Raw genomic sequence first — 24,786 nt, 5'->3', positions numbered from 1 at the left:
GTCGCTGCTGCGTGGCGGCAGTTTGTCGAGACGGGGCAGGTGGACGAGACGGCGGTGCGGCCGGTGGTGGTGCAGTCGTGGCTGCGCTGCCGCGCGCTGGGGGTGGATCCACGCGCGCCGAAGCTGCCGGTGACGCTCGATGCGCGCCGGCTGGCCGCCGTGCGCGAGGAGAACCAGGCCTTCATCGACGCGGCGCTGCCGTTCATGGACTTCCTGCGCACCGCGGTCCATGGCACCGGCTTCATCCTGGTGCTCACCGAGCGCAGCGGCGTGGTGCTGGAGGTGTTCGGCGACGGCATAGTGCTGGCCATGGCGCGCGAGAACAACTACGTGCCGGGCTGCTCGCGTGCCGAGGAGGTGGCCGGCACCAACGCCATCAGCCTGGCGCTGCTCGAGAAGAAGCCGGTCCAGCTCACCGGCGCCGAGCACTGGAACGTGCGCCACCACCGCTGGACCTGCGCCTCGGCGCCGGTGTTCTCGCCGGAAGGCATGCTGCTGGGCACCGTCACCCTGTCCGGCGAGACCACCCGCGCGCAGCTGCACACGCTGGGCATGGTGATCTCGGGGGCCGAGGCCATCCGCGAGCGGCTGTGCGAGCGCGAGACCGCGCTCAGGAAGCGCAGCGTCGACACCCTGCTGTCGTCGGTGCTGACCAGCGTCTCGGAGGCCATCATCACCGTCGACGCGGCGGGCCTGGTCAGCACCATCAATCCGTCCGCCTGCCGCAGCCTGGGCACCAGCGCCGAGCGGGCGACCGGCAAGACCCTCATGAAGCTGTTTCCCGGGCATCCGGAGCTGGCCGGCCTGCTGTCGCTGGACCGCGACAGCGCCGCCTTCGAAGTCAGCGCCGAGCGGGCCGGGGGGCGCGCGCACTTCGTCCTCACGCCGTACGTGATGCAGTCCGGCGGCCAGGCCGAGGGCGCGATCCTGGCGCTGCGCGAGCGGCGTGAGTTCCTCAACGAGGTGCGCGAATTCAGCGGCCTGAACGCGCGCTTCACCTTCGAGGACATCGTGGGCGAGTCGCCGGCCCTGCTGCGCCAGATCGAGGTGGCGCGGGTGGCGGCGCGGCAGAATGCGCGGGTGCTGATCCTGGGCGAGACCGGCACCGGCAAGGAGCTGTTCGCGCAGTCGATCCACAACTGCTCGCAGCGCCGGGCCGGCCCGTTCGTGGCGATCAACTGCGCGGCCATCCCGCGCGAGCTGATGGAGTCCGAGCTGTTCGGCTACCGCGGCGGCGCCTTCACCGGCTCGCGCAAGGGCGGGCAGATCGGCAAGCTGGAGCTGGCCGACGGCGGCACGCTGTTCCTCGACGAGATCAACCAGATGCCGCTGGATCTGCAGGCCAAGCTGCTGCGCGCGCTGCAGGATGGCACCATCACGCGGCTGGGCGACAGCAAGCCGATCCGCATCGACGTGCGGGTGATTGCGGCGGCCAACGAGGACCTGTACGCCAAGAGCCGCTGCGGCGAGTTCCGCCAGGACCTGTATTTCCGGCTGAGCGTGGTGGAGCTGAGCCTGCCGCCGCTGCGCGAGCGCGCCGACGACATCCCGCGCATTGCGCAGCTGCTGCTGGAGAAGCTGGCGTCCAGGATGGGCTGGCCGGCGCTGGTGCTGTCGGCCGCGGCGCGCGAGGCGCTGTGCGTGTACCACTGGCCGGGCAACGTGCGCGAGCTGGAAAACGTGCTCGAGACCGGGGCCATCATGGCCGAGGGCGGGGTCATCGAGCCGCGCCACATTGCGCACCGCATGCAGTGCGGCGAGCGGGTGGCGCTGCGGCCGGAGCGTACGCCGCCGGCGCAGGGCCGGTCCGTGCGCGAGGTGGAGGTCGACCTGATCCGCAACGCGATCCAGGAGTTCAACGGCAACATCGACCAGGTCGGCCAGAAGCTCGGCCTGTCCCGCGCCACCGTCTACCGCCGCATGCAGCAGTACGGCATCGTCAAGTCGTTCACGATCAAATCGTCGCACTAGTAGATCAAATGAGCCACCATCCGGTGAAACTGGAGAAATACTAAATGCATGGAAACGTAAGTGATTTGCGACTGTTTGTCACTATGGTTGATGCTGGCAGCATCTCGGCCGCAGCTCGTATCCTGAACTCTTCGCCGCCTGCCGTAAGTCGCCGTCTGGCAACACTGGAGGCGCGACTTGGAATCCGGTTGATTACCCGCACCTCGCGACATTTCGAGCCTACCGATGAAGGTCGCGTGTATTACGAACGCGGGGTGTGCATCCTCAAGCAAATCGAGGATGCCGAGTCCGAAGCAACCTTACGCGCGAAAAAACCATGCGGTCAGCTGAAGGTCGGTGCCCCGATGGGGCTAGGACGGCGGTATATCGCACCCATGATCGAACGCTTCAACGTCTGCTATCCGGACATCAGCGTACATTTGGTGCTTTCGGATGCAGGATGGGATGTGCTCGACGATTCCCTTGACGTCGCCATAAGAGTTGGTTTGCCGCCGGATACAAGCATCATCGCCCGAAAACTCATTGAACAGCGCAGGATCGTTTGTGCCTCCCCGTCCTACCTGGACCAATTTGGCACACCGCAAACACCGGAAGATCTGGTTCGCCATAATTGCATTCGCCTGGTTCGTGGCGCCGATCCCTTGGACAACTGGCAGTTTTCCTTAGAGGGGCAGAAGCGCGGGGTGCGGGTAAGTGGCACGTTTACAACTACGAGCAGCGAAGTAGTTTCTCAATGGGCTGCAGCCGGTAAAGGAATTGGACTCTTGGCCTTGTGGGACATTCAGGAGCACCTGGAGACCGGAACACTCAAAGAATGCCTGACAGAGTACTGGTGCGACGTCATCGAACTTTATGCCATCTTTGTACACAGGCAGCACCTGCCGCTACGGATCCGCATGTTCGTCGACTTTATCGCAAAAGAGTTCCGTTCTTTTGGCGCGCAGAGTGGCTGGCATGACAGAACGTCGCCAGACAAGTGCCGTGTTGGTCCACACCCTCCAACTCCGCTAGATATCCAGAAGGCTCCATATTGTGTCGACCCGCCTTTTGACCTCGTCGTCCATGACGATGGGTCGACCCCATTCGCGGTTTGACTCGCCGGCCCACTTGTTGGTGGCATCCAGCCCCATCTTTGAGCCCAAACCAGTGACCGGCGAAGCGAAGTCCAGGTAATCGATAGGCGTGTTGCCCACCAGAGTCGTATCACGGCTTGGATCCATGCGGGTGGTTAGTGCCCAGATCACTTCCTTCCAGTCGCGAATATTCACGTCGTCATCCACCACGATAATGAATTTGGTGTACATGAACTGGCGCAGGAAACTCCAGACGCCAAACATGATCCGCTTGGCATGGCCGGGATACTGCTTCTTGATCGAGACGCAGGCCAGACGGTAGGAGCAACCTTCGGGCGGCAGATAGAAATCCATGATCTCCGGATACTGCCTCTGGAGCAGCGGCACGAACACTTCGTTGAGTGCCACCGCGAGCATGGCGGGTTCGTCGGGTGGTTTGCCCGTGTAGGTGGAGTGATAGATGGGATTGCGGCGCGTGGTGATTCGCTCAATGGTGAACACCGGGAACTCGGCCTGCTCATTGTAATAGCCGGTATGGTCGCCGTAGGGCCCTTCCACGGCGGTTTCATCCGGATGAATCACTCCCTCTAGGACAATTTCTGCGGAAGCCGGCACCTGGAGATCTGAGCCCAGACATTTCGTAAGCTCAGTCTTGCTACCTCGCAAGAGGCCGGCAAACTGATATTCGGACAAAGTGTCTGGTACCGGCGTCACCGCCCCCAGAATGGTCGCCGGGTCGCAGCCGATGACCACTGCTACCGGGAACGGCTTGCCCGGATTGGCGATCTGGTGATCACGAAAATCCAGGGCGCCGCCGCGGTGCGCCATCCAGCGCATGATGACCTTGTTGGCGCCAAGCACCTGCTGCCTGTAGATCGCCAGGTTTTGGCGGGTCTTGTGCGGCCCGCGCGTCACCACCAGGCCCCAAGTGATAAGCGGCGCCACGTCACCTGGCCAGCAGTACTGGACCGGAAGCCTGCCGAGGTCCACCTCCCTGCCCTCCCATACTACCTCCTGGCATGGCGCAGAGGACACCACCCTCGGAGCCATGTTGAGGACTTGCTTCAGCACGGGCAACTTGTCCCAGGCATCCCTTAGCCCCCTGGGCGGCTCGGGTTCCTTGAGGTACGCGAGGAGCTTCCCCACTTCCCGCAGGGCCTGCTGCCAGTTGCCCTCCTCCTCCATGCCGAAAGCCACGCGCTGTGGTGTGCCGAAAAGGTTGGCCAGGACCGGCATGTCGTAACCCTTGGGTTTCTCGAAAAGGATGGCCGGGCCTTCGGCACGCAGGACCCGGTCACAGATTTCAGTCATTTCGAGGTGGGGATCCACTTCGATGCCAACGCGCTTCAGTTGGCCGCACTTCTCCAGTTGCAAGAGAAAATCACGGAGGTTTCGATAAGACATGTTAAAGATAGCCTCTTGAACTAATGTTGCTTCGTCGAGCACATTCCGGTACGGCCATTGACAAGCGTTTTGTCACTGCTGCAGGCGTCTGGCTTCCTCGAGCAGCTTTTTGCCATCGTATCCCTTGGCGGTCACGTCCTTTACCCACGCGTCAGTGACGGGAGCCGCCTTCTTCTCCCATTCCTTGATCTCCTGCACCGGAATCACGTAAAAGGTGTTCTTGTGGTCGACGGCCGTCTTGCGGGCCGGCTCCCTGGCCTCATCCCAGACCTTGCCCGCGAATGCCGAGAGTTCGGCGCCGCTGTTGCCGTCCACGACTTTTTTCAGGTCGGCCGGCAGACTGTTGTACTTCGCCGGATTCATGGCCAGCATGTAGACGTAATTGGAAAGTGTCGGTGTACCGGGCGGCGTTTCGGAATGGTATTGCACGACTTCCTGGATCTTCAGTGCCGGCACTACTTCCCAAGGAAGCAGCGCGCCATCGATCACGCCTTTTGCCAGGCCGTCCGGCACCTGGCCCATCGGCATCTGCACCGGCATGGCGCCGAGTGCGACCAGAAGCTTCGCCGCCTCCCGCGTCGGCGCTCTCAGCTTGAGCCCCTTGAAGTCGGCCATCGTCTTGATCTGCTTGCCGGCAGTGTGCAGATGGGAGCCATCGTGCACATGGAAGGCCAGCGGTTTGACGCCCTTGTATTCATTCTGGGCGTACTTGGTGGCGTACTCCCACAATGCGCGGCTCGCCTTGACGGCATCCGACGTGATGAAGGGAAGCTCGAAGGCCTCCGTCACCAGGAAGCGGCCAGGCTGATAGCTGGGCATTGTCCACACGACATCCGCGACGCCGTCCTTGACCTGATCGAACAGTTGGGGGGGAGTGCCGCCAAGTTGCATGGCAGGATAAATCTGGCACTTCAACCGCCCCCCAGATTCCTTGTTAATCTTGGCACACCACGGCTCGATGAGCTTGGTCTGCGCAGTCGATCCCGGAGGCAGAAAGTGGTGTACTTTCAGCAACGTCACGTCGGCGGCATAGACAACGCATGCCGGTGCTACCGCTAGCGCGAAGGCAGCAAGCAATGATTTGAATGAGTTTCGAACTTTCATGGTGTGTCTCCTTGTTGTGTCAGTGCGTAGCCTTACCCGCCAAACGTATGCACCGCATAAAGCGCCAGCACAGGAAAGAAAAGCAGAAGCAGTATCCGTACGAGATCCGATGCAAGGAAGGGCATCACGCCTTTAAAGGTATGGGTAAGCGGAACGTCCTTGGCCAGGTTGTTGATGATGTAGATGTTCATTCCGACCGGAGGGTGAACCAGCCCGATTTCCACCACCATGAGCGCCAGGATGCCGAACCAGATCGACTTGTCGCCAGTGCTCATGCCCCAGAAGTCCAGCCCCATCACCATCGGGTAGAAGATCGGGATAGTCAGCAGGATCATGGCCATCGAGTCCATCACACAGCCCAGCACCACGTAGATGAACAGGATCGCAGCCATCACCAGCAGCGGCGGAAGGCCACTGCCCTTGACCGATTGCGCCAGCTCCACTGGCATCTGGGTGAGCGCCAGGCCGGTGTTCAACATATCGGCCCCGAGCAGCACGAGGAAGATCATGGCTGTGGCGCTCGCCGTGCCAAGAATGCTTTCCTTCACCTCCTTCATGCTCATCCCGCCGATGAGCATCGCGACGATGCCGCATGCTCCCGCTCCGATGGAGGCTGCCTCTGTGGGATTGGCCCAGCCCGCGTAGATGCCAACGATGACCACCATGAAGACGAAAACGATCGGCAGTACCTGAAACAGCGTGCGCAAGCGTTCGCTCCACGGCACGCGCGGGCCGGCAGGACCGGCGTCCGGGCTGAGAGTCACAAACAGCCGTATCACGATCATGTAGCCGACCATGGCAATGATCCCGGGGATAACCGCCGCCATGAACAGCTTGCCAATGGATTCCTGCGTCAATACCGCATAAATGACCAACGGTACGGAAGGCGGGATAAGAATGCCTAGCGTTCCGCCGGCTGCGAGCGCCCCGGTCGACAGCGATCCCGAATACCGGTAGCGGCGCAGCTCGGGCAGCGCAACCTGTCCCATCGTTGCTGCGGTCGCCAGAGATGAACCGCAGATTGCACCGAAACCGGCGCACGCGCCCACCGAAGCCATAGCAATGCCGCCGCGCCAGTGACCGACGAATGAACTGACACAGCGGAACAGGGAACGTGATAGTCCACCGTGGGTGGCAAACTGCCCCATCAGCAAGAAAAGTGGAATGACGGCCAGATCGTAGTTGGAGAACCGTGCGTAGGCCAGGTTCTTGATTGAGTTCAGTAGACCCGCCCATTCACCGCCGCTCATAACCAGATACCCGCCCGAGCCGACGAGGAACATGGAGATGCCGATCGGGATGCGCAGCACCAGGAACAGCATCAATATCCCGAACATACTCAAGCCGATTGAGGTGCCGCTCATGATCGCGCCTCCCTGACCAGATGCATTGTGGATTCGCTGTGCCGGACCGGCTGAATGCCGCTGCGCACGATCGTCCCGGCGGGTGCCATCCAAGTGTGGAAACGGCGCCTTGCAATGTAGAAGCCGGTGAACGCCAGCAAGACAAAGCTCGGTACCATTGCCGCGATGGCACACCAGATCGGCCAGCTCAGCATCAGGGAAGTCTCAGCCGACTCGTACGACGTCTGGGCGGCCACTAGGGTGCGCCACGCAATCAGCGCGGCGCTGGCGCACAGGAGCAGCGAAGCGACGCAATCGAGGAAGGCACGTCCCCGCCCGGAAAGTTTGGCGGTAAAAAAGTCGACTCGGACATGTTCGTCATTGATCTGGCAATAGGGAAGAAATGCTGCGACGGCTCCCGCCGTGCCCATCTGGATCATCTCCACGTCGCCTGGCACCACGAACTCAAAGAGCTTGCGTCCAACGATGGAGACAATCGACATGGCGATCAGCGCGATCAGAGTCACCCCTCCGAGGAGCGCAAATACTTCGCTCAGCCTCAGGAGAACTTTTCCAAAAAGGCTATGCGGCGGCTCTTCCAGCTGCGCCACATGTTCACGGGAACCTGGTTCCAGTTCAATCATGCTTGTCTCCTCAAACAGTCTTGTTTATTTCTATTTCCCACCTTCAGCCGAAAACTGGTCGAAGGTGGAGTGCAACACATTTGCTTTTGTCGCGACGGCGAATCGCACACGGCCGCCACCAGTTCCTTGAAGCCTGAACCCCGGCCTTACGCCAGCTTCAGGAACTTCTTCGCATTCGTGTAGGCGATCGCTTCCTTCACGTCGTACGGCAGATCCACGCCGTCCATCCAGTCGCAGGCCTCGCGCGCATCTTCGTACGGATAGTCGATGGAGAACAAAACCCGCTCATGCCCCATAACGGAAATCGCGTGGACCAATCCCGGCGTATCAAAGGTGCCACTGGTCGTGATGGTGATGTTGCGCTTCAGGTACTCGGTGACCGTATGCTTTCTACCGCGACCGGTCTCGGCGGCTACCTGATCCCAGCCTTCGACGGCAATGCGATGGTCGATCCGCCATGCCCAGTAGGGCAGGAGCTCGCCCATGTGCCCGATGACGAGACGCGCGGACGGCACCTTGTCAAACAAACCGCTCAGGATCATCCTGAGTACATGCTCGCCCGTTTCAACGTGGAAGCCCCAGGCCGCACCGCGCATTTCCGGGAAGCCGGCATAGGTGATTCGCTCGGCAGGCGCAGTGCGCGGGTGTAGGTATACCGGCACATCCAACGCTGCTGCAGTCTTCCAGAAATCCACATATTCTGGCGCATCATAGTAGGTCGGCGGATTGTCCCCCGAGTTGTCATAGCCGTTGATCATTGCGCCTACCATCCCGAGTTCCTTGACGGCGCGCGTCAGTTCCTCGGCGGCGGCTTCCGGATCACGCATCGGCAAGGCGGCGAAGCCACGGTAACGCGTGGGATGACGAGCGACCGCCTCAGCCAGATAATCGTTCCATTGCCGTGCCAGCGGCTGCTCCTGGCTGGCATCGACGATTCCCTGAATCCCAGGGCAGGTCGTGGACAGGACAGAGATTTCCACCTCGTTTTCATCCATCGCCTGTAGCCGCTCTTCGCCCAGGTCGAGTAGTTTCGGCATTTTCTGTGTGAATTCCCTGAGACTCAAACTCCCGGGTGTGAGCTTTTCAATGCCGGGTACCGCAAATGCCTCTTCCAGAGCGATCTTCTTCATTCAGCTTCCTCGAAAAAATATGCCCGTTCTTCTCAACGAATGGGTGGGTGACAGAAACAGCTTACCGATACAGATGGTGCGTCGAACGAACCGGGCCCTTGTATCGCACGCGAAGTCGTATTCGTGTTGGCAGCTTCAGTATGATTTCAAGCCCTCCCATTGAGAAGGCGATGCGAAGGCATAGCAGCTTTCCGATATGCGCAACGATGACCAAGAATGCCGCACCCGCGGAAACACGAGGAACATTGACGAAGATGGTCCGCATGCAGAAATGCTGTAGCACTACGAGCGCAAGTGGAGGCGCTCTCCATGCCGTTTGGGGTGCACGGGCAGGCTGGCGTTCGTTGCCTCGGGGTTCCCCGTGCCCTGGCCAGTCGCCCTCGTTATGCGCCGGTTAGAACATATGGCGCACGCCGACCATCAATCCCGTCTGTGTATCGCCAGCCGATGGATTGCTGCCCGGAGCACCTGAGCTCACTGACAGATTGAGCGCGCCATCGTTGGCAATATGTCCAGCGGTCACATATGCTGCGGTACGCTTGGAAAAATGATAGGTGCCGCGCAATGCGAACATCGTGGCGTCATTGGCACTGTTCTTCGTATCCAGCTTGAATACCTCGCCGTCAAGGGTGATAGCAGAGGTCAACGGATACACGCCGCCGATGAAGTACAGATTACTCTTCGGCGCAACGCTCGCCTCATTGTCGCGCTGTAGAACACCGGCAGCCAGCTTGGCCTGGCCGAACTTGACGTAGCCGTTGACCGTTTTGCGAGTATCACTCAAGCTGCTGTTTGTCAGCCCCGCAAATGCCCCCGGCCCACCATTGAAGCGATCCACGCCCGCAGCAACACCCCAGCTCGCCGCATCATATTTCACCATCGCCGACCACTCACGGCATGCCTTTGTGTCCGCAGGGCTTTCCCCGGCGCAGTTGGTTCCGGCCGGGCTCGGTCCGGCATTGACGGTATCGCGGCCCAGGCTATAGGTAACGCCGACGGTCACGCCATTGAAGGAGCCCCGGTACCCGAGCGCATTGTCGGCACGCGCATTGGGAATATAGCTATCAATCGAACCTGATCCATACACATTGGGCCCCAGGACGTCGCTGTCCAGCAGGGACCAGAACAGCATGGTGTACTGACGCCCGAGCGACACCGTGCCCCATGATCCGGAAAGTCCGACGAACGCCTGACGACCAAACAGGCGCCCGCCCTGCCCCGCAGTTCCGTTGTCGGGGCCGAATCCGTTTTCAAGCGTGAACACGGCCTTGAGGCCACCCCCGAGGTCTTCCGTTCCGCGAAAGCCGATACGTGATGGCAGCGAACCGGTAATGGTGGGAACACGCGTCAGGCCGTCGCGCGTCGGGCCAACGTTGGTAACATGTTCAACTCCGGAGTCGATCAGACCGTAGATGGCGACGCTATCGCTTCGTGCCTGAGCCTGAGCCTGGCACAGTACCCCTACCAGGAATCCGGCAAGAATCAATTTAGATTTCATTAGTTCTCCTCATATTGGAAATTGTGGAACGAACGTCCCTTTTATAGCTGCCCGCAGACAGGTATTCTTAAACTCTCGGATGGAAGGTTCGCGCGCGGCGTGCAGTGGTGTTCACTACCGGAGAGCCGACTAAATGCCGAATGAAAAAAAGCCGCACCAAGCTTCAGTGCGGCTTTCGTTACTGCAGGCGATCAAAGCGGCTTGATGAACTTGAACCAGACCTTGTCGCCGCCGAAGCGGTTTTCTACTTCGGTTTCGTGCTGCCACTGCAAGATGAGATGCGAGTGCGAGTTCGTCTCGTATTTCAGACTCGGGCCGATAGCAAACACTTGGCCCTTGTTGCCGTCCGTTCCAACCTTGACACCATTCTGCTTGTCGTCTGTCAGCTGCTTGAGGTAATAGCCGCTCACACCCACCGACCACGGGCCGATGTGCTTGCCTACGAGATAATCCATGTGGAACTCGTCGCCCGACTGGTAGTTCGTGTCGTTGTTCTTGGTCTTCCAGTTGTACATGAACTTGCCGGACACCTCCCAGCCGTTCTTGCCCAGATATGTGACGCCGAACACAGGCTCGAGACTATAGTAATTCGCGCCGATGTTCTTTCCGGGGAGCGCTTTCGCATCATAGTCGCCGGTCGGTAGATTGATATCCAGACCGAGCGCATAGTGCATTTCAGGGGAATGCCAGGACAGGATGAGCGGTGTGACCGTCGCATCGCCAAGGCCCGTCTTGCTGGCATCTCCGGGCGGAGCCTCGATCGACAGGTGGACGAGAGGAAGAATGGCTGCCCAGGCGTAGTTGGCGCCAAACAGCTTCTGCTCCGTTACCTGCACGAAGCGGAGTGCATCAAAGGTTGCATTCAGCTTGATGTCTTTGCCGAGTGGCCTGACCTTGTTACCATTTCCGTCACGCAGTGTACCGGACCAGTTACCGAAATAGTTGATGAAGTAATTGCCTGGCGGGGGGACTGCACCGGCATACCAGTTCTCGGCACCATTCGGATACTGGTCGCCGCCTTCCTTGGCGAACGCAGATCCACAGGCCAGAATTCCGCCACCGATCAATACGGCCAGCAGCCTTTTTTTCATTGTCTTCCTCCTTGTAAAAACGCTCGATAGATGTCGCAGCAGGCGCGGTGATACGAGCCGCCACTGTGCGCACAAGGAGTATTCACATATCGTGCCAGCAAGAAAGACGTTGCCAAGCTATTGTATTTACGAAGATTTAGCGATCGCGCGTTTGAAATTGCCCGGTTGTGTGTCTAGACTTCGGACTTCTTCTCATACAGATATCTCACATTGAGAGCCATTGATCCAAGCGCCCTTCCAGCATTTCCAACGGCTGGTAGCCAACAGTCAGGGCGGCCAGCCCGCGCTGATCGCGCAGCACCACGGTCGGGAAGCTGTTGACGCCGATGCTCCTGGCCCAGGCAAAAGCGCGCTGCGTTTCCTCGATTGTGCCCGGTGCGCCATAAGCATGCAGGAAGCAATCCTCATCGATCCCGAACTCCGCCGCGATGCGTGCAAACGATTCGGGATTGTTCGGGTCATGGTTCTTGTGATAGAAGCCTTTCTGCACGGCGGCGAAATACTCCCACTCGACTTCCGGCTTCAAGTGGCGCATCGCAACAACGGCGCGGCACGGCTTTTCAGTGTTGTAAATCCATCCTGTCTGGTTCAGGATGGCCAGGTCGAACGGTTGCCCCGTCCGGCGGCTGACCTCCATCCAGTGGCCGCGCAGGAAGTCGCGATAGTTTGGATCGACCATATGCGTTCCGTCGGGGCGAAACCCGCCCATGACCAGGCTGACCTTCACGCGCTCCATGTAGTTGCGCCTGATCGTCTGGATGACATCGGTGAAGCCGTAACACCATGAACACATCGGGTCACCGATATAAATGATTTCCTTTTGCATCAGAATTTCCTTCGAAGGAATGGAATGAATATGAACGGAATGATGGAATGCGGCCTGTCGTGCCGAGAAGGCCTCGACCGTTCACGCTCTGGCTTTGGCAAGCAGCAGTCAACCGCCGGTCTGCGACATGAAACGCACGATCTTGGTGGGCTGTTCACGGAAGTCGTGCTTCAGCGGCTTCAACTCTATCGCTTCCCGAATCACGTTTTCCAGATCGGCATCCGTCGCCCCGCGGCGCAGGACGTCGCGCAGGTTCATGCTGTCGTTCTGGCCAAGACACATATACAAGATGCCGTCGGCCGATAGGCGAACCCGGTTGCACGTTTCGCAGAAGTGCTGCGAAATCGGTGTAATGAATCCTACGCTGAACCTACGATCTGGCGTTTGCAGATAACGGGCCGGCCCACCGCCTTCCACCAGGCCATCGAGAAGTCCGAAGCGTTGCTGAAGACGCTGTCGAATCGGGCGCAGATCGAGATATTCGGCCTTGCCTCCTGTCGACCCGAGTGGCATGGTTTCGATCAGCCGAAGCACGAACCCGTGCTCCATGCAGAACGCGACGATGTCGTCGATTTCATCGTCATTGGTCCCTTTGAGGACGACCATGTTGATCTTGATCGGCGCAAACCCTTCCAGCTTGGCGGCCATCAGGCCGGCCAGCACGTCGTCCAGGCAGTCACGTCCGACGATTCCCGCAAAACGTTCCGGCTTGAGGGAGTCGAGGCTGACGTTCAAACGCCTGATGCCTGCGTCTTTCAGGTCATGTGCATGCTTGGCAAGCCGCGTGGCATTAGTGGACAACGAGAGGTCCTTCACGCCAGGCAGGGCCGACAGCCGGGCCGCCAGCCCGGGCAGGTTGCGCCGGGTAAGCGGCTCACCGCCAGTCAAGCGGAACTTGTTAACCCCGAGCCGAGCGAACACCGCGACCACTCGTGCCACCTCATCGAATGTCAGCCATGCGTCCGGTTCGAGAAAATCCTTGAAATCTTTCGGGAGGCAATAGGTGCAGCGCAAGTCACAGCGGTCGGTCACTGAGAGCCGCAAGTACTCAATACGCCTGCCGAACCGGTCCTGAAGAATGGTTGTACTCATGTCAGGACCTCTGCATGCTCGCTGGTCTGATCGACCCGATTCGCCACGCAGTCAGAATGGCCAGCACCTGAAACGCCGCGATACCCGCCAGGACCTGTGCGAACTGTGAAGCATCCATGAAGCGGCCGAACAGCAAAGGCGACAGTGCCAATCCCATGTCAAGACCAGAGTAGACAAAACCGTAGATGCGCCCGTACGATGCCACACCGGCGCCGGAGGTTGCCGAATTGCGGACAAGCATGTCACGCGAGGGGCCGGCAATACCGGCGCCGAAACCCATCACTGCCATGAGCGGAATGACACCGGTTACGGGAGCAGCGCCGCTGGCGAGGAACAGCGCAATCAAGGCGCCGACGATCAAGCCCAGTGCGATCGATCGTTCAGGCGAACCTTTCTTGACCAGAAAACCACCCTTGATCGTCCCCGCTGCGCTACCGAGCATGTAAGCTGTCACCGACGAACTTGCGAGCGTCAACGACATTCCGTACATGTTGGCCAGCGCCGCCGGGCCGAAGTTCTGTACGGCGCTGGCGGCGAATGTCCATAACAGGAAGAAAGCGAAGCACATCCAGACATCGCGCGACGCGAGGAATCCAAAGGTGCTCGTCTGTGCGGCATCGCCTTTCTCCGCGCGTTGCAAATGATGGCCGTAGACGAGGAGGCCGCGTTGCCACAAGACCACGAAGACGCCGAGGCACCCGATTCCGCAGGCAGCCGACGCCGCTACACGCCATGATGTCAATCCCGCAATCCCCGCCATGAACACCGGTGCCGCCGCCCAGCCCAGCGTCCCTGTCAGCCCGTGCACCGAAAATGAATGACCCAGCCGAGGCTGCGAAACAAGACGATTCAGCAGAGTGTAGTCTGCCGGATGGAACACCGCGTTTCCGCAACCGGCAACCGCTGCAGCCAGGAACAGCGTTTCCGAACTGTTCGCGGCAGCAAGCAGCAGCGCCGAAAGCGTAAGCATGATCATTCCGAACAACAGCACCGGGCGCGCCCCAAAGCGATCGACCGCGAAGCCCGCAATTGCCTGCCCAGTCCCCGAAATAGCAAAAAACACCGTCATGGTCAGACCGATCGAGGTGTAGCTCAACGAAAACTCGCGCATTAGCCACGGAAACAGCGCCGGAAAAACCAATTGGAAGAAATGGGAGATGGCGTGGACTGCGCCAATGACAGAGATGACAGCAGCATCGCTACGGCTGCTCGTGACGGTGGTTGCGGTATTCATGTGGTTGTTTTCCCGTTGATGCCAATGTGGTACTTGCGAAATGGTTGAAGTGCCCGATCTGCGTCGTAACCAAGATTCAATCTCTACAGGGACAGGCTCTCGATAAGTTGGGGAAAGGCGGCAGCCGCCAGCACAGAAATTGATAAAGCGGCATGCTAGAACTCTTCCCACTCGTCACCATTGCAGTTTGCTGCCGCTGGCTTCTGCCTGGCAATGGGCGGCATCGTGCGACGGACAATCGGCGGCGCCTCGGGGTCATGCATCACGCTGATGGGAGCGACCGAGACGGCTGCCCCATCATTACGCAACTTGAATACCGCCATCTCCTGTGCCAACGTTGCCGCCTGATCCTGCATACTCTGCGCGGCGGCCGCAGCCTCTTCAACCAGCGCCGCATTCTGTTGCGTCATCTCGTCCATCTGCTTGATCGCCCGGTTCACCTGTTCGATGCCGTGACTTTGCTCGGAACTGGCGGCAGTGATTTCATTCATGATTTCGGCCACATGCTTTACCGAGGTGACGATTTCTTCCATCGTCCGGCCCGCCTCGTCCACCAGATCGCCACCCGCATCCACCTTCTCCACGGAATCTCCGATCAACGCTTTGATCTCCTTGGCGGCCGCCGCAGAACGCTGCGCAAGGTTGCGCACCTCGGCGGCTACCACCGCGAAGCCCCGCCCCTGCTCGCCAGCGCGTGCTGCTTCCACTGCGGCATTCAGGGCCAAAATGTTGGTCTGGAATGCGATGCCATCGATCACGCCGATGATGTCGACAATCTTACGTGAGCTTTCCTTGATCGAGCCCATCGTCTCCACCACCTGGCCCACCACGCGTCCGCCCTTCAATGCATAGTCGGAAGCCGACACCACCAGCTGATTGGCTTGGTGTGCGTTTTCTGCGTTTTGGCGCACGGTCGATGTGAGTTCCTCCATCGACGATGTAGTCTCTTCCAACGAGCCTGCCTGCGATTCGGTACGCGCCGATAGGTCGGCGTTGCCCGATGCGATCTCGCGCGAAGCAATGGAAATCGTTTCCATCCCCTGCTTGATGTCCCTCACGGTGTTGGCCAGGTTTTCCTGCATGACCTTGAGCGAATTGATCAGCTGCCCGGCCTCGTCGCGTGACGCGGCCTTGATCTGCCCGGTCAGATCGCCGCTGGCGATCGTGTCAGCAATGCGGGCTGCGCCTTGCAATGGAATGGCTATCGTGCGCGTGATGTACAGTGCGATGAACGCACCGATGGCAATGGTCAACACACCGATGCCAAGCATGCCCATCTTGGTCATAAAATAGTTCCGTCGCGACGCTTCAAGCGTATCCTTCATTGCCTTTTGCTGGAAATCAGCCAGTTCAACCAGGTTGGCGATCCACTTGTCATGCAGTGGCTGAAAATCTGTCTTGAGCACGGCTGAGGCATCAAAGTAGCTTCCGTCCGTCACCAGAGATTTGACCTTCTCGATCACCGGAAACGTCGCCTGCCGGTTCTCGATCACCGCGTTCAGCAAGGTTTTCGAGTGCCCGGTTAAGAGATTCCTTGCCAAGGCCGCTTCTGATGTGACATAGCTTGCCAGGATGGCATCCAACCGCTTACCCTCGCGCTCGCCCTCATTGGCGTCCGCCGGGGTCGCGATCCGGCGCAATGCCAGAGCAAGCGACCATCCTGCCTCACGCATTTCCATTGCATTGGTGAGGTTGCCCACGTCTTCCTTCACGATCTGCTCCGCGCTCGCCTGCAGATCGCTCATACGCCACAGACCCAGAGCCAGCAGTACCGCCGCACACAGCAATACGAGTCCGAATCCGAGGGAAAGACGTGCCCCAATTTTGACGTCGAGAATCTTTAACATGATGCTGATGTTTTTTCCTAGCGACACATACGTCCAGGCATGACGAGAGAGTTTCTCGTCCTTTGCTTTGCAAATGCTTGACCCAGAAACTATCGACTTTCTGATGGTGCTTAGCAGTGGCGATAGATCTGCAAGTACAACTATCCTGCTAGCTCGACATTAGGTTGCCGTGGCCTTTTCACAACTTTGACGCACTAGCCGTGTCCGGCTCGATAGCCGCTCGACATACTCGATCAGCTCCCGCATTTCATTCGCGTCGTGGTTCACCGTGATGAAGACGATGCGAGTGCGTCTGTCATCGCTCGGCCACTTGGAGAGCCACGCAAGGCTGTGCATCAGTTGCTGCGCCCCGTGAACTACGGCTGGATATTGAGGCGACTCCTGCACGTGGATGATGCCTTTGACCCGTAGTAAGGACGGTCCGGCATTCGTGGCAAGCGCGTCGAGGAATAGCCTCAGCATCTCCAATGACCAAGGATGGTCGCGGACGACGGAGAAGCGCTTGATGTGTGCATTGTGACGATGGGACGCATGTGCTCCGGCTGCAGTGTCGGCCAGGGAAATGCCGAGGCTGCGGTCTGACCATTCCTCGGGGGCGCCACGGAATAGCGCTTCCACATCGGCTGAGCGTGCATCGGTTATGACGGCAACCGGATTCAACGCCTGCAGCCGCGCAAGGAATTCTACGCACGGCTCCTGTATGTCGGCCTTGGTGATGATGATGTGACTGGCCAGTGCAATCTGTTTTTGCGACTGTTCATGGTTGTCGAGCGTATGCAGGCCGTTAACTGCGTCGACGGTGGCCAGCGTTCCCGCAGGCACAAAGGCCGACTTGATGCCCGGGTGAGTCAGCAGTACGTCCATCACCGGCGTGGGTTCGGCAAGGCCGGATGTCTCGATCACGATATGGTCGAAGTCAGGAATTTCGCCGCGCAGACGTTTCTGATAAAGATCCGTCAGCGTGATGACCAGGTCTCCCTTCACTGAGCAGCACAGACAGCCATTCGGCAGCAATATCACCGAGTCGCTACTGGTTTCGATCAGATCATGGTCCAGGCCGATCTCGCCGAACTCGTTGACGATGACCACCGTGCTCTTTAGGCGCGGGCTGCGCAAGGCACGATTGAGCAATGTGGTCTTTCCGCTTCCGAGGAAGCCGGTAATGACAGTAACCGGAATTTTCGACATGTCTCCTCCGTGCCGGACTACAGTTGCCTTGTAGGCTGGATTGATGAACGAAACGCCGCATTTCGCTCTTCGAACGCTGGGTGTCGTTCCTCAACCCAGCCTGCTTCTTGCATCATTCAGGAACCGAGTCCGCCCATGCAGAGGTACTTGATTTCCAGGTATTCATCGATGCCGTACTTCGATCCTTCGCGGCCGAGGCCGGAATACTTCACGCCGCCGAACGGCGCAACTTCGGTAGAGATCAGTCCCTCGTTGATGCCCACCATGCCGTATTCCAGTGCCTCGGCGACACGCCAGATGCGGCCGATGTCGCGCGAGTAGAAATACGATGCCAGGCCATACTCGGTATCGTTGGCCATGCGGATCACCTCTGCCTCATCCTTGAAACGGAACAGCGGCGCCACCGGTCCGAAGGTTTCCTCGCGCGCCACGGCCATCTCCGGAGTCACGTCGAGCAACACGGTGGGTTCGAAGAAAGTGCCGCCGAGTGCATGCGGCTTGCCGCCTACGAGAACGCGAGCACCCTTGGAGACAGCGTCGTTGATATGTGTTTCTACTTTCTCGACGGCGGCGCGGTCAATCAGCGGGCCTTGCTGCACGTCACTCCCGAAGCCGTCACCGACCTTGAGCTGCGAGACTGCGTGGGCGAGACGGTTCGCAAACTCATCGTAGACGCGGTCCTGCACCAGCAAGCGGTTGGTGCACACGCAGGTCTGCCCGGTGTTGCGGAACTTGGATGCGATCGCGCCGGCGACTGCGGCGTCGAGGTCAGCGTCGTCGAACACGATGAACGGCGCGTTACCCCCCAGTTCCAGCGAGATCTTCTTGATCGTGGCCGCGCTTTGTGCCATTAACTCCTGACCGATCTCAGTGGAGCCGGTGAACGACAGCTTCCGTACCGTCGGGTTGGCAGTTAGCTCGCCGCCGATCGCCTTGGCGGAACCGGTGACGACGTTGATCACGCCTTTCGGAATGCCAGCGCGCTCTGCCAGTTCCGCGAGCGCCAGCGCCGAATACGGCGTCTGGCTGGCCGGCTTCACCACCACCGTGCAGCCAGCCGCCAGCGCCGGGCCGACCTTGCGGGTGATCATCGCGTTGGGGAAGTTCCACGGCGTGATCGCGGCCACCACGCCGACCGGCTGCTTGATGACGACGATCTTGCGCCCGGGGGTCGGCTCGGGAATGGTGTCGCCGTAGACGCGCTTGGCTTCCTCGGCAAACCATTCGATGAACGAGGCGCCGTAGAGAATCTCGCCGCGCGCCTCGGCAAAGGGCTTACCCTGTTCCGCGGTCAGTAAGGCTGCGAGATCGTCCTGGTGAGCGACCATCAGCTCATACCACTTGCGCAGCAAGGAGGAGCGTTCTTTCGCCGTCTTTGCTCGCCACGCTGGCCAGGCCGCCTCGGCCGCCGCGACAGCCATTCGCGTCTCAGCCGCGCCCATCCGTGGCGTGGTGCCGATGCTCTCGCCCGTGGAGGGATTGTTAACCGTTTGCGTCTCGCCGTTGTTGGCATCCAGCCAACTGCCGTTGATGTAGCATTGCTGGCGAAACAGCGCAGTGTCCTTTAGTTTCAGCATTATTTTCCTCGTTAACATTGGCAAGACTGGCCGCGCAGCCCGGCCAGTTCTTCAAGTAGGGTCACGTAAGCAAAGAAATCCAACTCGCCGCGGCCCGATGCGATCATCGCGCCGAGGAACTGGCGCGCCACGGCGGTTAGCGGCATCGGCACGTTGCCGTTGCGCCCCGCGTCAAGTGCCAAGTCGAAATCCTTGGCCATTTGCGACGACGTGAACATCGGGCTGAAATTGCGCGTGGTGAGCATGCTCGCCTTGTAGCCGACGAGCGGCGACGCAACGACGCTGTTGTTGACGACATCGATCATTTGCGTCCAGTCCACACCGCCGCGCTCGGCAAGCGTCAGCGCTTCGCCCAGCATTGCTGACGTCATGCCGACCATCATGTTGATCGCGATCTTGAGATAGCGTGCCTGTTCCGACGGGCCCAGGTAATATAGTTTTTTCCCGAGGACCTGCAAGACCGGAAGGCATCTCTCATATGCATCCTTTGACCCGGACGCGAGGATGGTCAACGCGCCCAACGCGGCCGTGCTTGTACTACCGGAGACCGGCGCGCGCAGGTACTGGATACCTTTATCCGCAGCGACACGCGCGACGCGTTCCGATACGGAAGGGGACACCGTGCTCATGTCGACATAGACCAGTCCCGCCGGCGCAGATTCGAACAGCCCGCCGGACTCGACGGTTATGTTCTGCAGGGCGAGATCGTCACTGATCATCGAGAAGACGACATCGCATTCCTGCGCCAGGGCCGACGTGGTTTGCGCAAACGCTGCCCCCTTTTCCACGAAAGGCCCGACCGGATCGATGGAGCGATTGAACACTACCAGCCGATAGCCGGCTTGCATGACATTGGCGGCCATCGGCGTACCCATCTTGCCGAGCCCGATCCAGCCAATTTTTTCTACCTTCAAATCCGTCATGAGATCCTCTATTTCCAGTACAACAGCGCTACCGCGAGGCATGCGATCGACCAGAAGATCGGAAACTCCATCCCGCCCAGGTTCCAGAGCCATTTCACCGAACGGTTGGCGAAGCAGACCGCAATACCCGCGATAAACAGACTCGCCGCGGCAAGCAGCGCCGCCCATTGGGTATAGATTCCGAGCAGCAGGCCGATTGCGCCGATGGTTTCGACCACCATCGCGACGCGCATGTAGAATGCGGCAGGCTTGAAGCCTGCTGTCTTGAAAAATCCGAGCGCTGGCGGCGGATCGCCGACTATCTTGAAGTAAATGTGCGGAATAAAAAACGCTCCGCAGATCAGGCGCAGAATCACGGCTCCGCTGGTGAGGTCGAAAGCCGATACGGGTATTGACATGATGTCCCCTTTTTTACTCATTAGAGATATGGCGCCTTGGGCACCGCGGTGCATTCCAGAGCGGTTCGAATGTCCGTGCATGTGAGGCCCAGGATGGCCCCTTTCACGCACAGGCAAACCGCTCTAGCGATGCGGCGCCATGAAAACCACTGTTCGCAACGGCTGGTCGCCCAGCGTCTTCACCGAATGCCTTGCCCCCTCCGGTATAAAGAGGCAGTCCTCCGCCCCCAGCTCGAAACGCTCGCCTTCAACGTAGAACTCCCCCTTTCCGGACAGGACGAAGAAGCCATGCTCGCAACCCGGATGCGCATCATCGAGGCCTTCGCCGCCGGGCTTGAACTCGACCAGGTACAGCTCGATGTGCGTCGCGCCCACCAGATTGCGATTGACGAGCGCAACGGCATCTGTGAGGGCGTGCTTCGCCGGGCACACCGGAGCCTGCCCGGCGCTGCGGATCAGGCGACCGCGAAGCCGGTCAGAACACATCGCAACCCGGCAAACCGCAGGAAATCAGTCGGTCCGACGGGAAGTTGGTGATGACTTCACAACCATCTTTGGTCACTACCACTTCTTCCTCGATGCGCGCCGCGCCCGAGCCGTCGGCTGCGCCCTTCCAGGTTTCGACCGCGAACACCATGCCTTCCTTGAGCACCGTGTTCTGACCTTGGAAGCGGCGGCTGATGATCGGACGTTCCCACAGACTCAGGCCGATGCCGTGGCCGTACTGCAGCAAGAAGGCCTCATCCTCGTTCTTGTAGCCGAACTCTTCGGCTGCCGGCCACACACTGGCGACTTCTTCCACGGTCGCACCTGGGCGGATCGCGTCGATTGATGCGCTGATCCACTTTGATGCCGTCTCGTAGGCTTCGATCTGATGCTTGTTTGGTTCGCCGCAGACAAAGGTGCGGTAGTAGCAGGTGCGATAGCCGTTGAACGAATGCATGATATCGAGATAGATCATGTCGCCCGGCTGGATGATGCGGTCCGAGAAGGTATGCGAGTGCGGCGTACCGCGCGGGCCGGCAACAGAATTGACGCACTCAACCCGTTCGGAGCCGAGGCGGAACAGCCGGTCGTTGGCGATGGCAACCAGTTCGTTCTCTCGTACGCCCGGACGGATTGCCTTGCAGATGTCGTAGTAGGTGGCATCCACCATTCCAGCCGCCACCTTGAGACACTCGATCTCATCCGGCGTCTTTACTTCACGAGCATCCAGCATGGCTTGCTGCCCGTCGACGACTTCGATGCCTTCCTTCTCCAGTGCGCGCAGCATCGGCAGTTCCAGTAGATCGATGCCAAGAGGCTTCTTGTCGATACCGTAATGCACCAGCATGTTCTTGATCTGCTTGGCGAAGTCAGCCTGCGCACCGACCTTGGGTGGGAGCGCACCCTGCATGTTGCTGATCGGTGCGGCAAGATGGTCGGCGATCCAAGGCGAGCTGATACGCTTGGCCGGCGGCGCCGGATCCCACAGGTAGGGTTCACCGTCGGCGGGGCACAGGGCATAACGGTCGAACTTGTCGCGCACCCATTCGCCGATGTGCGTACCGGTGACGTAGCGCACGTTATCGACGTTAAAGCAGAGCACGGCGCCGAGGCCGGCTGCCTTCACGGCAGCCTGTGCACGCACGAAGCGGTCGCGCACCATGCGCTGGTAGTCAATGCCACGTTCCCAGTCCTTGGCCATCGTGCCCCAGGCTGCGGTTGCGTGCGGTCGGTTGTATTTCATCACTGTCTCCAAATAGTGGTCGATTGCGTCGAGAGCGGTTTATTTCGAATCCTGCTTCTGGCGATTCGGGAAGAGTTGCGGGCGTAGCGTCGGATGGCATGGCGTGGAGCGCGGAGGATACGGGGCTTCATCGCCGAAAATCTCGGCCGCATGCCACGGGAAACGCGGATCCCACATCGCTCCACGTCCCATGCACACGAAATCGGCCTGGCCAGTCTTAATGATTTCTTCTGCCTGCTGCGCGTCTGCGATCAGCCCGACGGACATGGTCTTGATGTCCGCCTCATTGCGGATCTTCTGGCTCAGGTGTACCTGGTAGCCATGTGCCAGCGGAATTCGTTGCTCGGGATCGAGGCCACCGCTTGAGACATCGACATAATCGCAGCCAAGCTTCCGGAGTTCCTTGGCGAGTACAACGGTTTCTTCGGGCGTCCATCCGCCCGCCACCCAGTCGGTAGCGGAAACACGCGCCCCCATCGGCTTGTCTTCCGGCCAGGCTGCACGCATCGCCTCGAAGGTTTCGAGAGCGAAGCGCATGCGGTTCTCAAGGCTGCCGCCGTATTCGTCAGTGCGGCGATTGGAAATGGGCGACAGAAATTGATGCGTCAGGTAACCGTGACCGGCATGCATTTCAATGAGGTCATACCCGACGCGCAGTGCACGCTTGACCGAGGCGACGTGGTCTTCCTGGATCTGCTGAATTTCTGCTTTGGTCAGCGCGCGCGGCGTATGCCAGCCCGGGCCATAGGGAACCGCCGACGGAGCGACAGTTTCCCACGCACCGTCTTCAGGCTTGAGCGGCTGGCCGCCAAGTGCGGGCGGTTGCGTGGAGCCCTTGCGGCCGGCGTGGGCGAGCTGGATGCCTTGCGCAGCGACCCCGAATTTCTTGCTGAAGTCAATGACACGCTTCATGGCTGCCTCATTGTCATCAGTGCACAGCGTTGCGCATTTATGCGTGATCTTGCCCACCGCGTTAACGTTGGTCGCCTCGGTCATCACCAGCCCGAAGCCGCCGATCGAAAACGATCCAAGATGCATGAGATGCCAATCGTTTGCGGAGCCGTTTTCGGAGATGTACTGACACATCGGCGATACGACCAGCCGGTTCTTGAGTGTCAGGTTGCGAAGCGTGATTGGACTGAATAGCGCGCTGGACATGGGTCTTAACTCCTCTCGATGAATGGGATTCGATTGGCCAGGTACAGGTACCGGCCTTCTCTTCCACTATCAAGGCAAGGCATGTGCCAGATGGATCGACTTTGGCAGGAGCTTGATTATTAAAGACTTTCTTTGCAGTCCAAGTGATACGGTCGCAGACACGGCCGTATCACGAGCTAGACGAATGTCTCACGCTGCGACGGCTTTATCGATGGACGGCGGACTTGACGGTGTCCTACCGCGGCATGCGGCGGTCTCTGTGAAGCCAGAAAACTTCTATCTCAGATCGGTACGAATTTTGCTGCGGACTCAATGTGAGGGTGGCTATGTGCGCGATCAAGTGCGCAAGACCAGATAACGCCTCCTCATTGTCGGAGTTGCACATTATTCGTAAGGTTGACGCTTCGTTTTATTGAATTCCATCCAACGCAGCTTATGCAAATAGACACGAGAACAAAAAGGGTCCCACGTGTGACGCTCCTGATCCCTGTATTCGAGTCGGCGACATACGTTGGTGATGCGATCAATGCGGCGCTCTCCCAAACATACGGCCACATTGAAATCATCATCGCGCCCGACGATGGCGACACTTACAGCCAGCTGCGTGAAAGGTTCACGACGCCGCAGTTGCGGATCATTCCACCCGGCGTGACGCGGAAGACCGGCGCAGGCCCGACGCGAAATCGTGCAATCAATGCATCAACCGGCGAATACTTCGCGATGCTCGACGCGGACGACTTGATTCCGCCCACGTATATTGAGGACTTGATGAAAGTGGCCCTGATCGAGGGCGCCGCAATCGCCCCTACTCGGTATACGCGATGGGATGTCTCTGAGGTTGTGCGCGTGCTGCCCATGCATAAAGCGCACCTCAGTCTGTCCGGATTTGCCCAGCTGCTCGCCTCCATGCATCCGTTGATTCACCGCAGCCTCGAGACCGGCTATTGCGCTGGATTCGCCGAAGACGTCCTGCACGATGGCATCGCGATCGCCCGGCTCGGCACTATCCGTGTGGTGGATTCCGTATGGTATTCCGGCCGAGTGCGTACGGGCAGCGAATGTAACAACGGTTCCAATGTCGAGCGCGAAATTCAAGCAGCATACCGATACCGGATTGAACAGGTACTGCAACGGCCTACTGAGTTGGGCATGCAGATGCTGAATCGGGAAGATCGAAAGGACTTTGTCGATCTATTCCGTTTCAGGGCATTTGTCAGCACGGCGTTTTCCAAAAGCGGTGCCGAGTGCTATAACACATGGGTCGCAGGGAAAGAGGCGGCCCTATGGGACCAATTCTCAATCGCCAAGCGACAAGCCGTTCTTCTGAGTTGAACATATACCTTCCGCTTGGATTAAGGACCGGCCCGGCGACATATCCGGCCTTGCGCATACGCCCGTTTCAGGTGCTGAGCCTATACCCGACTTTCAACAGAACTATCTCACCGTTACGGACTTGACGATGCCGTACTGCTGCATGCGGCGGTAGACGGTGGCGCGGGACAGGCCGAGCTTCTGGCCGACCTGGTCGATGTTGCCGTTGAATTCCTGGATCGCGT

22 protein-coding genes are annotated in these 24,786 nt (G+C 59.4%); 3 read left to right on the top strand and 19 right to left on the bottom strand.

Translation table 11 applies throughout. The features are described 5' to 3' along the window. Positions 1-1,971 (top strand): sigma-54-dependent Fis family transcriptional regulator (locus VJ698_RS08035; protein WP_324102220.1); only part of this gene is annotated, 1,971 nt, incomplete at its 5' end. Between the two features lie 44 nt (positions 1,972-2,015). Next, positions 2,016-3,065, top strand: a complete 1,050-nt coding sequence (locus VJ698_RS08030) for a LysR family transcriptional regulator (RefSeq protein WP_324102219.1) — start codon at positions 2,016-2,018, stop codon at positions 3,063-3,065. On the opposite strand, the gene ubiD is transcribed toward VJ698_RS08030, so the two are convergent. From ubiD to VJ698_RS07940, 18 genes are all read right to left on the bottom strand, one after another. After that, complete coding sequence (gene ubiD / locus VJ698_RS08025; protein WP_324102218.1) at positions 2,979-4,448, bottom strand: 4-hydroxy-3-polyprenylbenzoate decarboxylase; 1,470 nt, start codon at positions 4,446-4,448, stop codon at positions 2,979-2,981. The genes VJ698_RS08030 and ubiD overlap by 87 nt on opposite strands. A gap of 72 nt (positions 4,449-4,520) precedes the next feature. After that, positions 4,521-5,552: a TRAP transporter substrate-binding protein gene (locus VJ698_RS08020; RefSeq protein WP_324102217.1), complete on the bottom strand. Its 1,032-nt coding sequence runs from the start codon at positions 5,550-5,552 to the stop codon at positions 4,521-4,523. A gap of 32 nt (positions 5,553-5,584) precedes the next feature. After that, positions 5,585-6,916: a TRAP transporter large permease gene (locus VJ698_RS08015; RefSeq protein ID WP_324102216.1), complete on the bottom strand. Its 1,332-nt coding sequence runs from the start codon at positions 6,914-6,916 to the stop codon at positions 5,585-5,587. Continuing rightward, positions 6,913-7,539, bottom strand: a complete 627-nt coding sequence (locus VJ698_RS08010; RefSeq protein ID WP_324102215.1) for a TRAP transporter small permease — start codon at positions 7,537-7,539, stop codon at positions 6,913-6,915. The genes VJ698_RS08015 and VJ698_RS08010 overlap by 4 nt, the downstream gene beginning before the upstream one ends. 146 nt (positions 7,540-7,685) lie before the next feature. Further along, positions 7,686-8,669, bottom strand: a complete 984-nt coding sequence (locus VJ698_RS08005; RefSeq protein ID WP_324102214.1) for an amidohydrolase family protein — start codon at positions 8,667-8,669, stop codon at positions 7,686-7,688. Between the two features lie 394 nt (positions 8,670-9,063). Then, entirely contained in the window at positions 9,064-10,167 is a 1,104-nt protein-coding gene (locus VJ698_RS08000; protein WP_324102213.1) for a porin, read from the bottom strand. 191 nt (positions 10,168-10,358) lie between these two features. Next, positions 10,359-11,258, bottom strand: coding sequence for a SphA family protein (locus tag VJ698_RS07995; protein WP_324102212.1), 900 nt, complete (start codon positions 11,256-11,258; stop codon positions 10,359-10,361). 205 nt (positions 11,259-11,463) lie between these two features. Next, positions 11,464-12,084, bottom strand: a complete 621-nt coding sequence (locus tag VJ698_RS07990) for a DsbA family protein (RefSeq protein ID WP_324102211.1) — start codon at positions 12,082-12,084, stop codon at positions 11,464-11,466. Positions 12,085-12,192: 108 nt separating this feature from the next. Beyond that, the gene (moaA, locus tag VJ698_RS07985) at positions 12,193-13,176 is read right to left on the bottom strand and encodes a GTP 3',8-cyclase MoaA (RefSeq protein ID WP_324102210.1); all 984 of its coding nucleotides are present in this window, start codon (positions 13,174-13,176) and stop codon (positions 12,193-12,195) included. 1 nt (position 13,177) lies between these two features. Then, positions 13,178-14,410: an MFS transporter gene (locus VJ698_RS07980; protein ID WP_324102209.1), complete on the bottom strand. Its 1,233-nt coding sequence runs from the start codon at positions 14,408-14,410 to the stop codon at positions 13,178-13,180. Positions 14,411-14,565: 155 nt separating this feature from the next. Then, positions 14,566-16,257: a methyl-accepting chemotaxis protein gene (locus VJ698_RS07975; RefSeq protein ID WP_324102208.1), complete on the bottom strand. Its 1,692-nt coding sequence runs from the start codon at positions 16,255-16,257 to the stop codon at positions 14,566-14,568. A gap of 159 nt (positions 16,258-16,416) precedes the next feature. Next, on the bottom strand, positions 16,417-17,445 hold the full coding sequence (locus tag VJ698_RS07970; RefSeq protein ID WP_324102207.1) for a GTP-binding protein: 1,029 nt from the start codon (positions 17,443-17,445) through the stop codon (positions 16,417-16,419). Between the two features lie 116 nt (positions 17,446-17,561). Then, the gene (gene gabD, locus VJ698_RS07965; RefSeq protein WP_324102206.1) at positions 17,562-19,022 is read right to left on the bottom strand and encodes an NADP-dependent succinate-semialdehyde dehydrogenase; all 1,461 of its coding nucleotides are present in this window, start codon (positions 19,020-19,022) and stop codon (positions 17,562-17,564) included. A gap of 11 nt (positions 19,023-19,033) precedes the next feature. Beyond that, on the bottom strand, positions 19,034-19,945 hold the full coding sequence (locus VJ698_RS07960; protein ID WP_324102205.1) for an NAD(P)-dependent oxidoreductase: 912 nt from the start codon (positions 19,943-19,945) through the stop codon (positions 19,034-19,036). Positions 19,946-19,953: 8 nt separating this feature from the next. Continuing rightward, positions 19,954-20,343 (bottom strand): DoxX family protein, encoded by a 390-nt coding sequence (locus tag VJ698_RS07955; RefSeq protein ID WP_324102204.1) that lies wholly within the window; start codon positions 20,341-20,343, stop codon positions 19,954-19,956. A 123-nt stretch (positions 20,344-20,466) separates the two neighbouring features. Further along, positions 20,467-20,829, bottom strand: coding sequence for a cupin domain-containing protein (locus tag VJ698_RS07950; RefSeq protein ID WP_324102203.1), 363 nt, complete (start codon positions 20,827-20,829; stop codon positions 20,467-20,469). Next, positions 20,819-22,072, bottom strand: coding sequence for a Xaa-Pro peptidase family protein (locus tag VJ698_RS07945; protein WP_324102202.1), 1,254 nt, complete (start codon positions 22,070-22,072; stop codon positions 20,819-20,821). The genes VJ698_RS07950 and VJ698_RS07945 overlap by 11 nt, the downstream gene beginning before the upstream one ends. A 39-nt stretch (positions 22,073-22,111) precedes the next feature. After that, complete coding sequence (locus VJ698_RS07940) at positions 22,112-23,230, bottom strand: NADH:flavin oxidoreductase/NADH oxidase (RefSeq protein ID WP_324102201.1); 1,119 nt, start codon at positions 23,228-23,230, stop codon at positions 22,112-22,114. 471 nt (positions 23,231-23,701) lie between these two features. On the opposite strand from VJ698_RS07940, the gene VJ698_RS07935 reads away from it, so the two are divergent. Then, positions 23,702-24,562, top strand: coding sequence for a glycosyltransferase family 2 protein (locus VJ698_RS07935; protein WP_324102199.1), 861 nt, complete (start codon positions 23,702-23,704; stop codon positions 24,560-24,562). A 102-nt stretch (positions 24,563-24,664) separates the two neighbouring features. On the opposite strand, the gene VJ698_RS24585 is transcribed toward VJ698_RS07935, so the two are convergent. Then, positions 24,665-24,781: a helix-turn-helix domain-containing protein gene (locus VJ698_RS24585; protein ID WP_414691132.1), complete on the bottom strand. Its 117-nt coding sequence runs from the start codon at positions 24,779-24,781 to the stop codon at positions 24,665-24,667. Positions 24,782-24,786 lie beyond the last annotated feature (5 nt).

Source organism: Noviherbaspirillum sp. (assembly GCF_035254685.1).
Classification (GTDB): Bacteria; Pseudomonadota; Gammaproteobacteria; order Burkholderiales; family Burkholderiaceae_D; genus Noviherbaspirillum.
The sequence above is the reverse complement of the archived record's forward strand: the minus strand, read 5'-3'. Positions and strand labels throughout refer to the sequence as shown.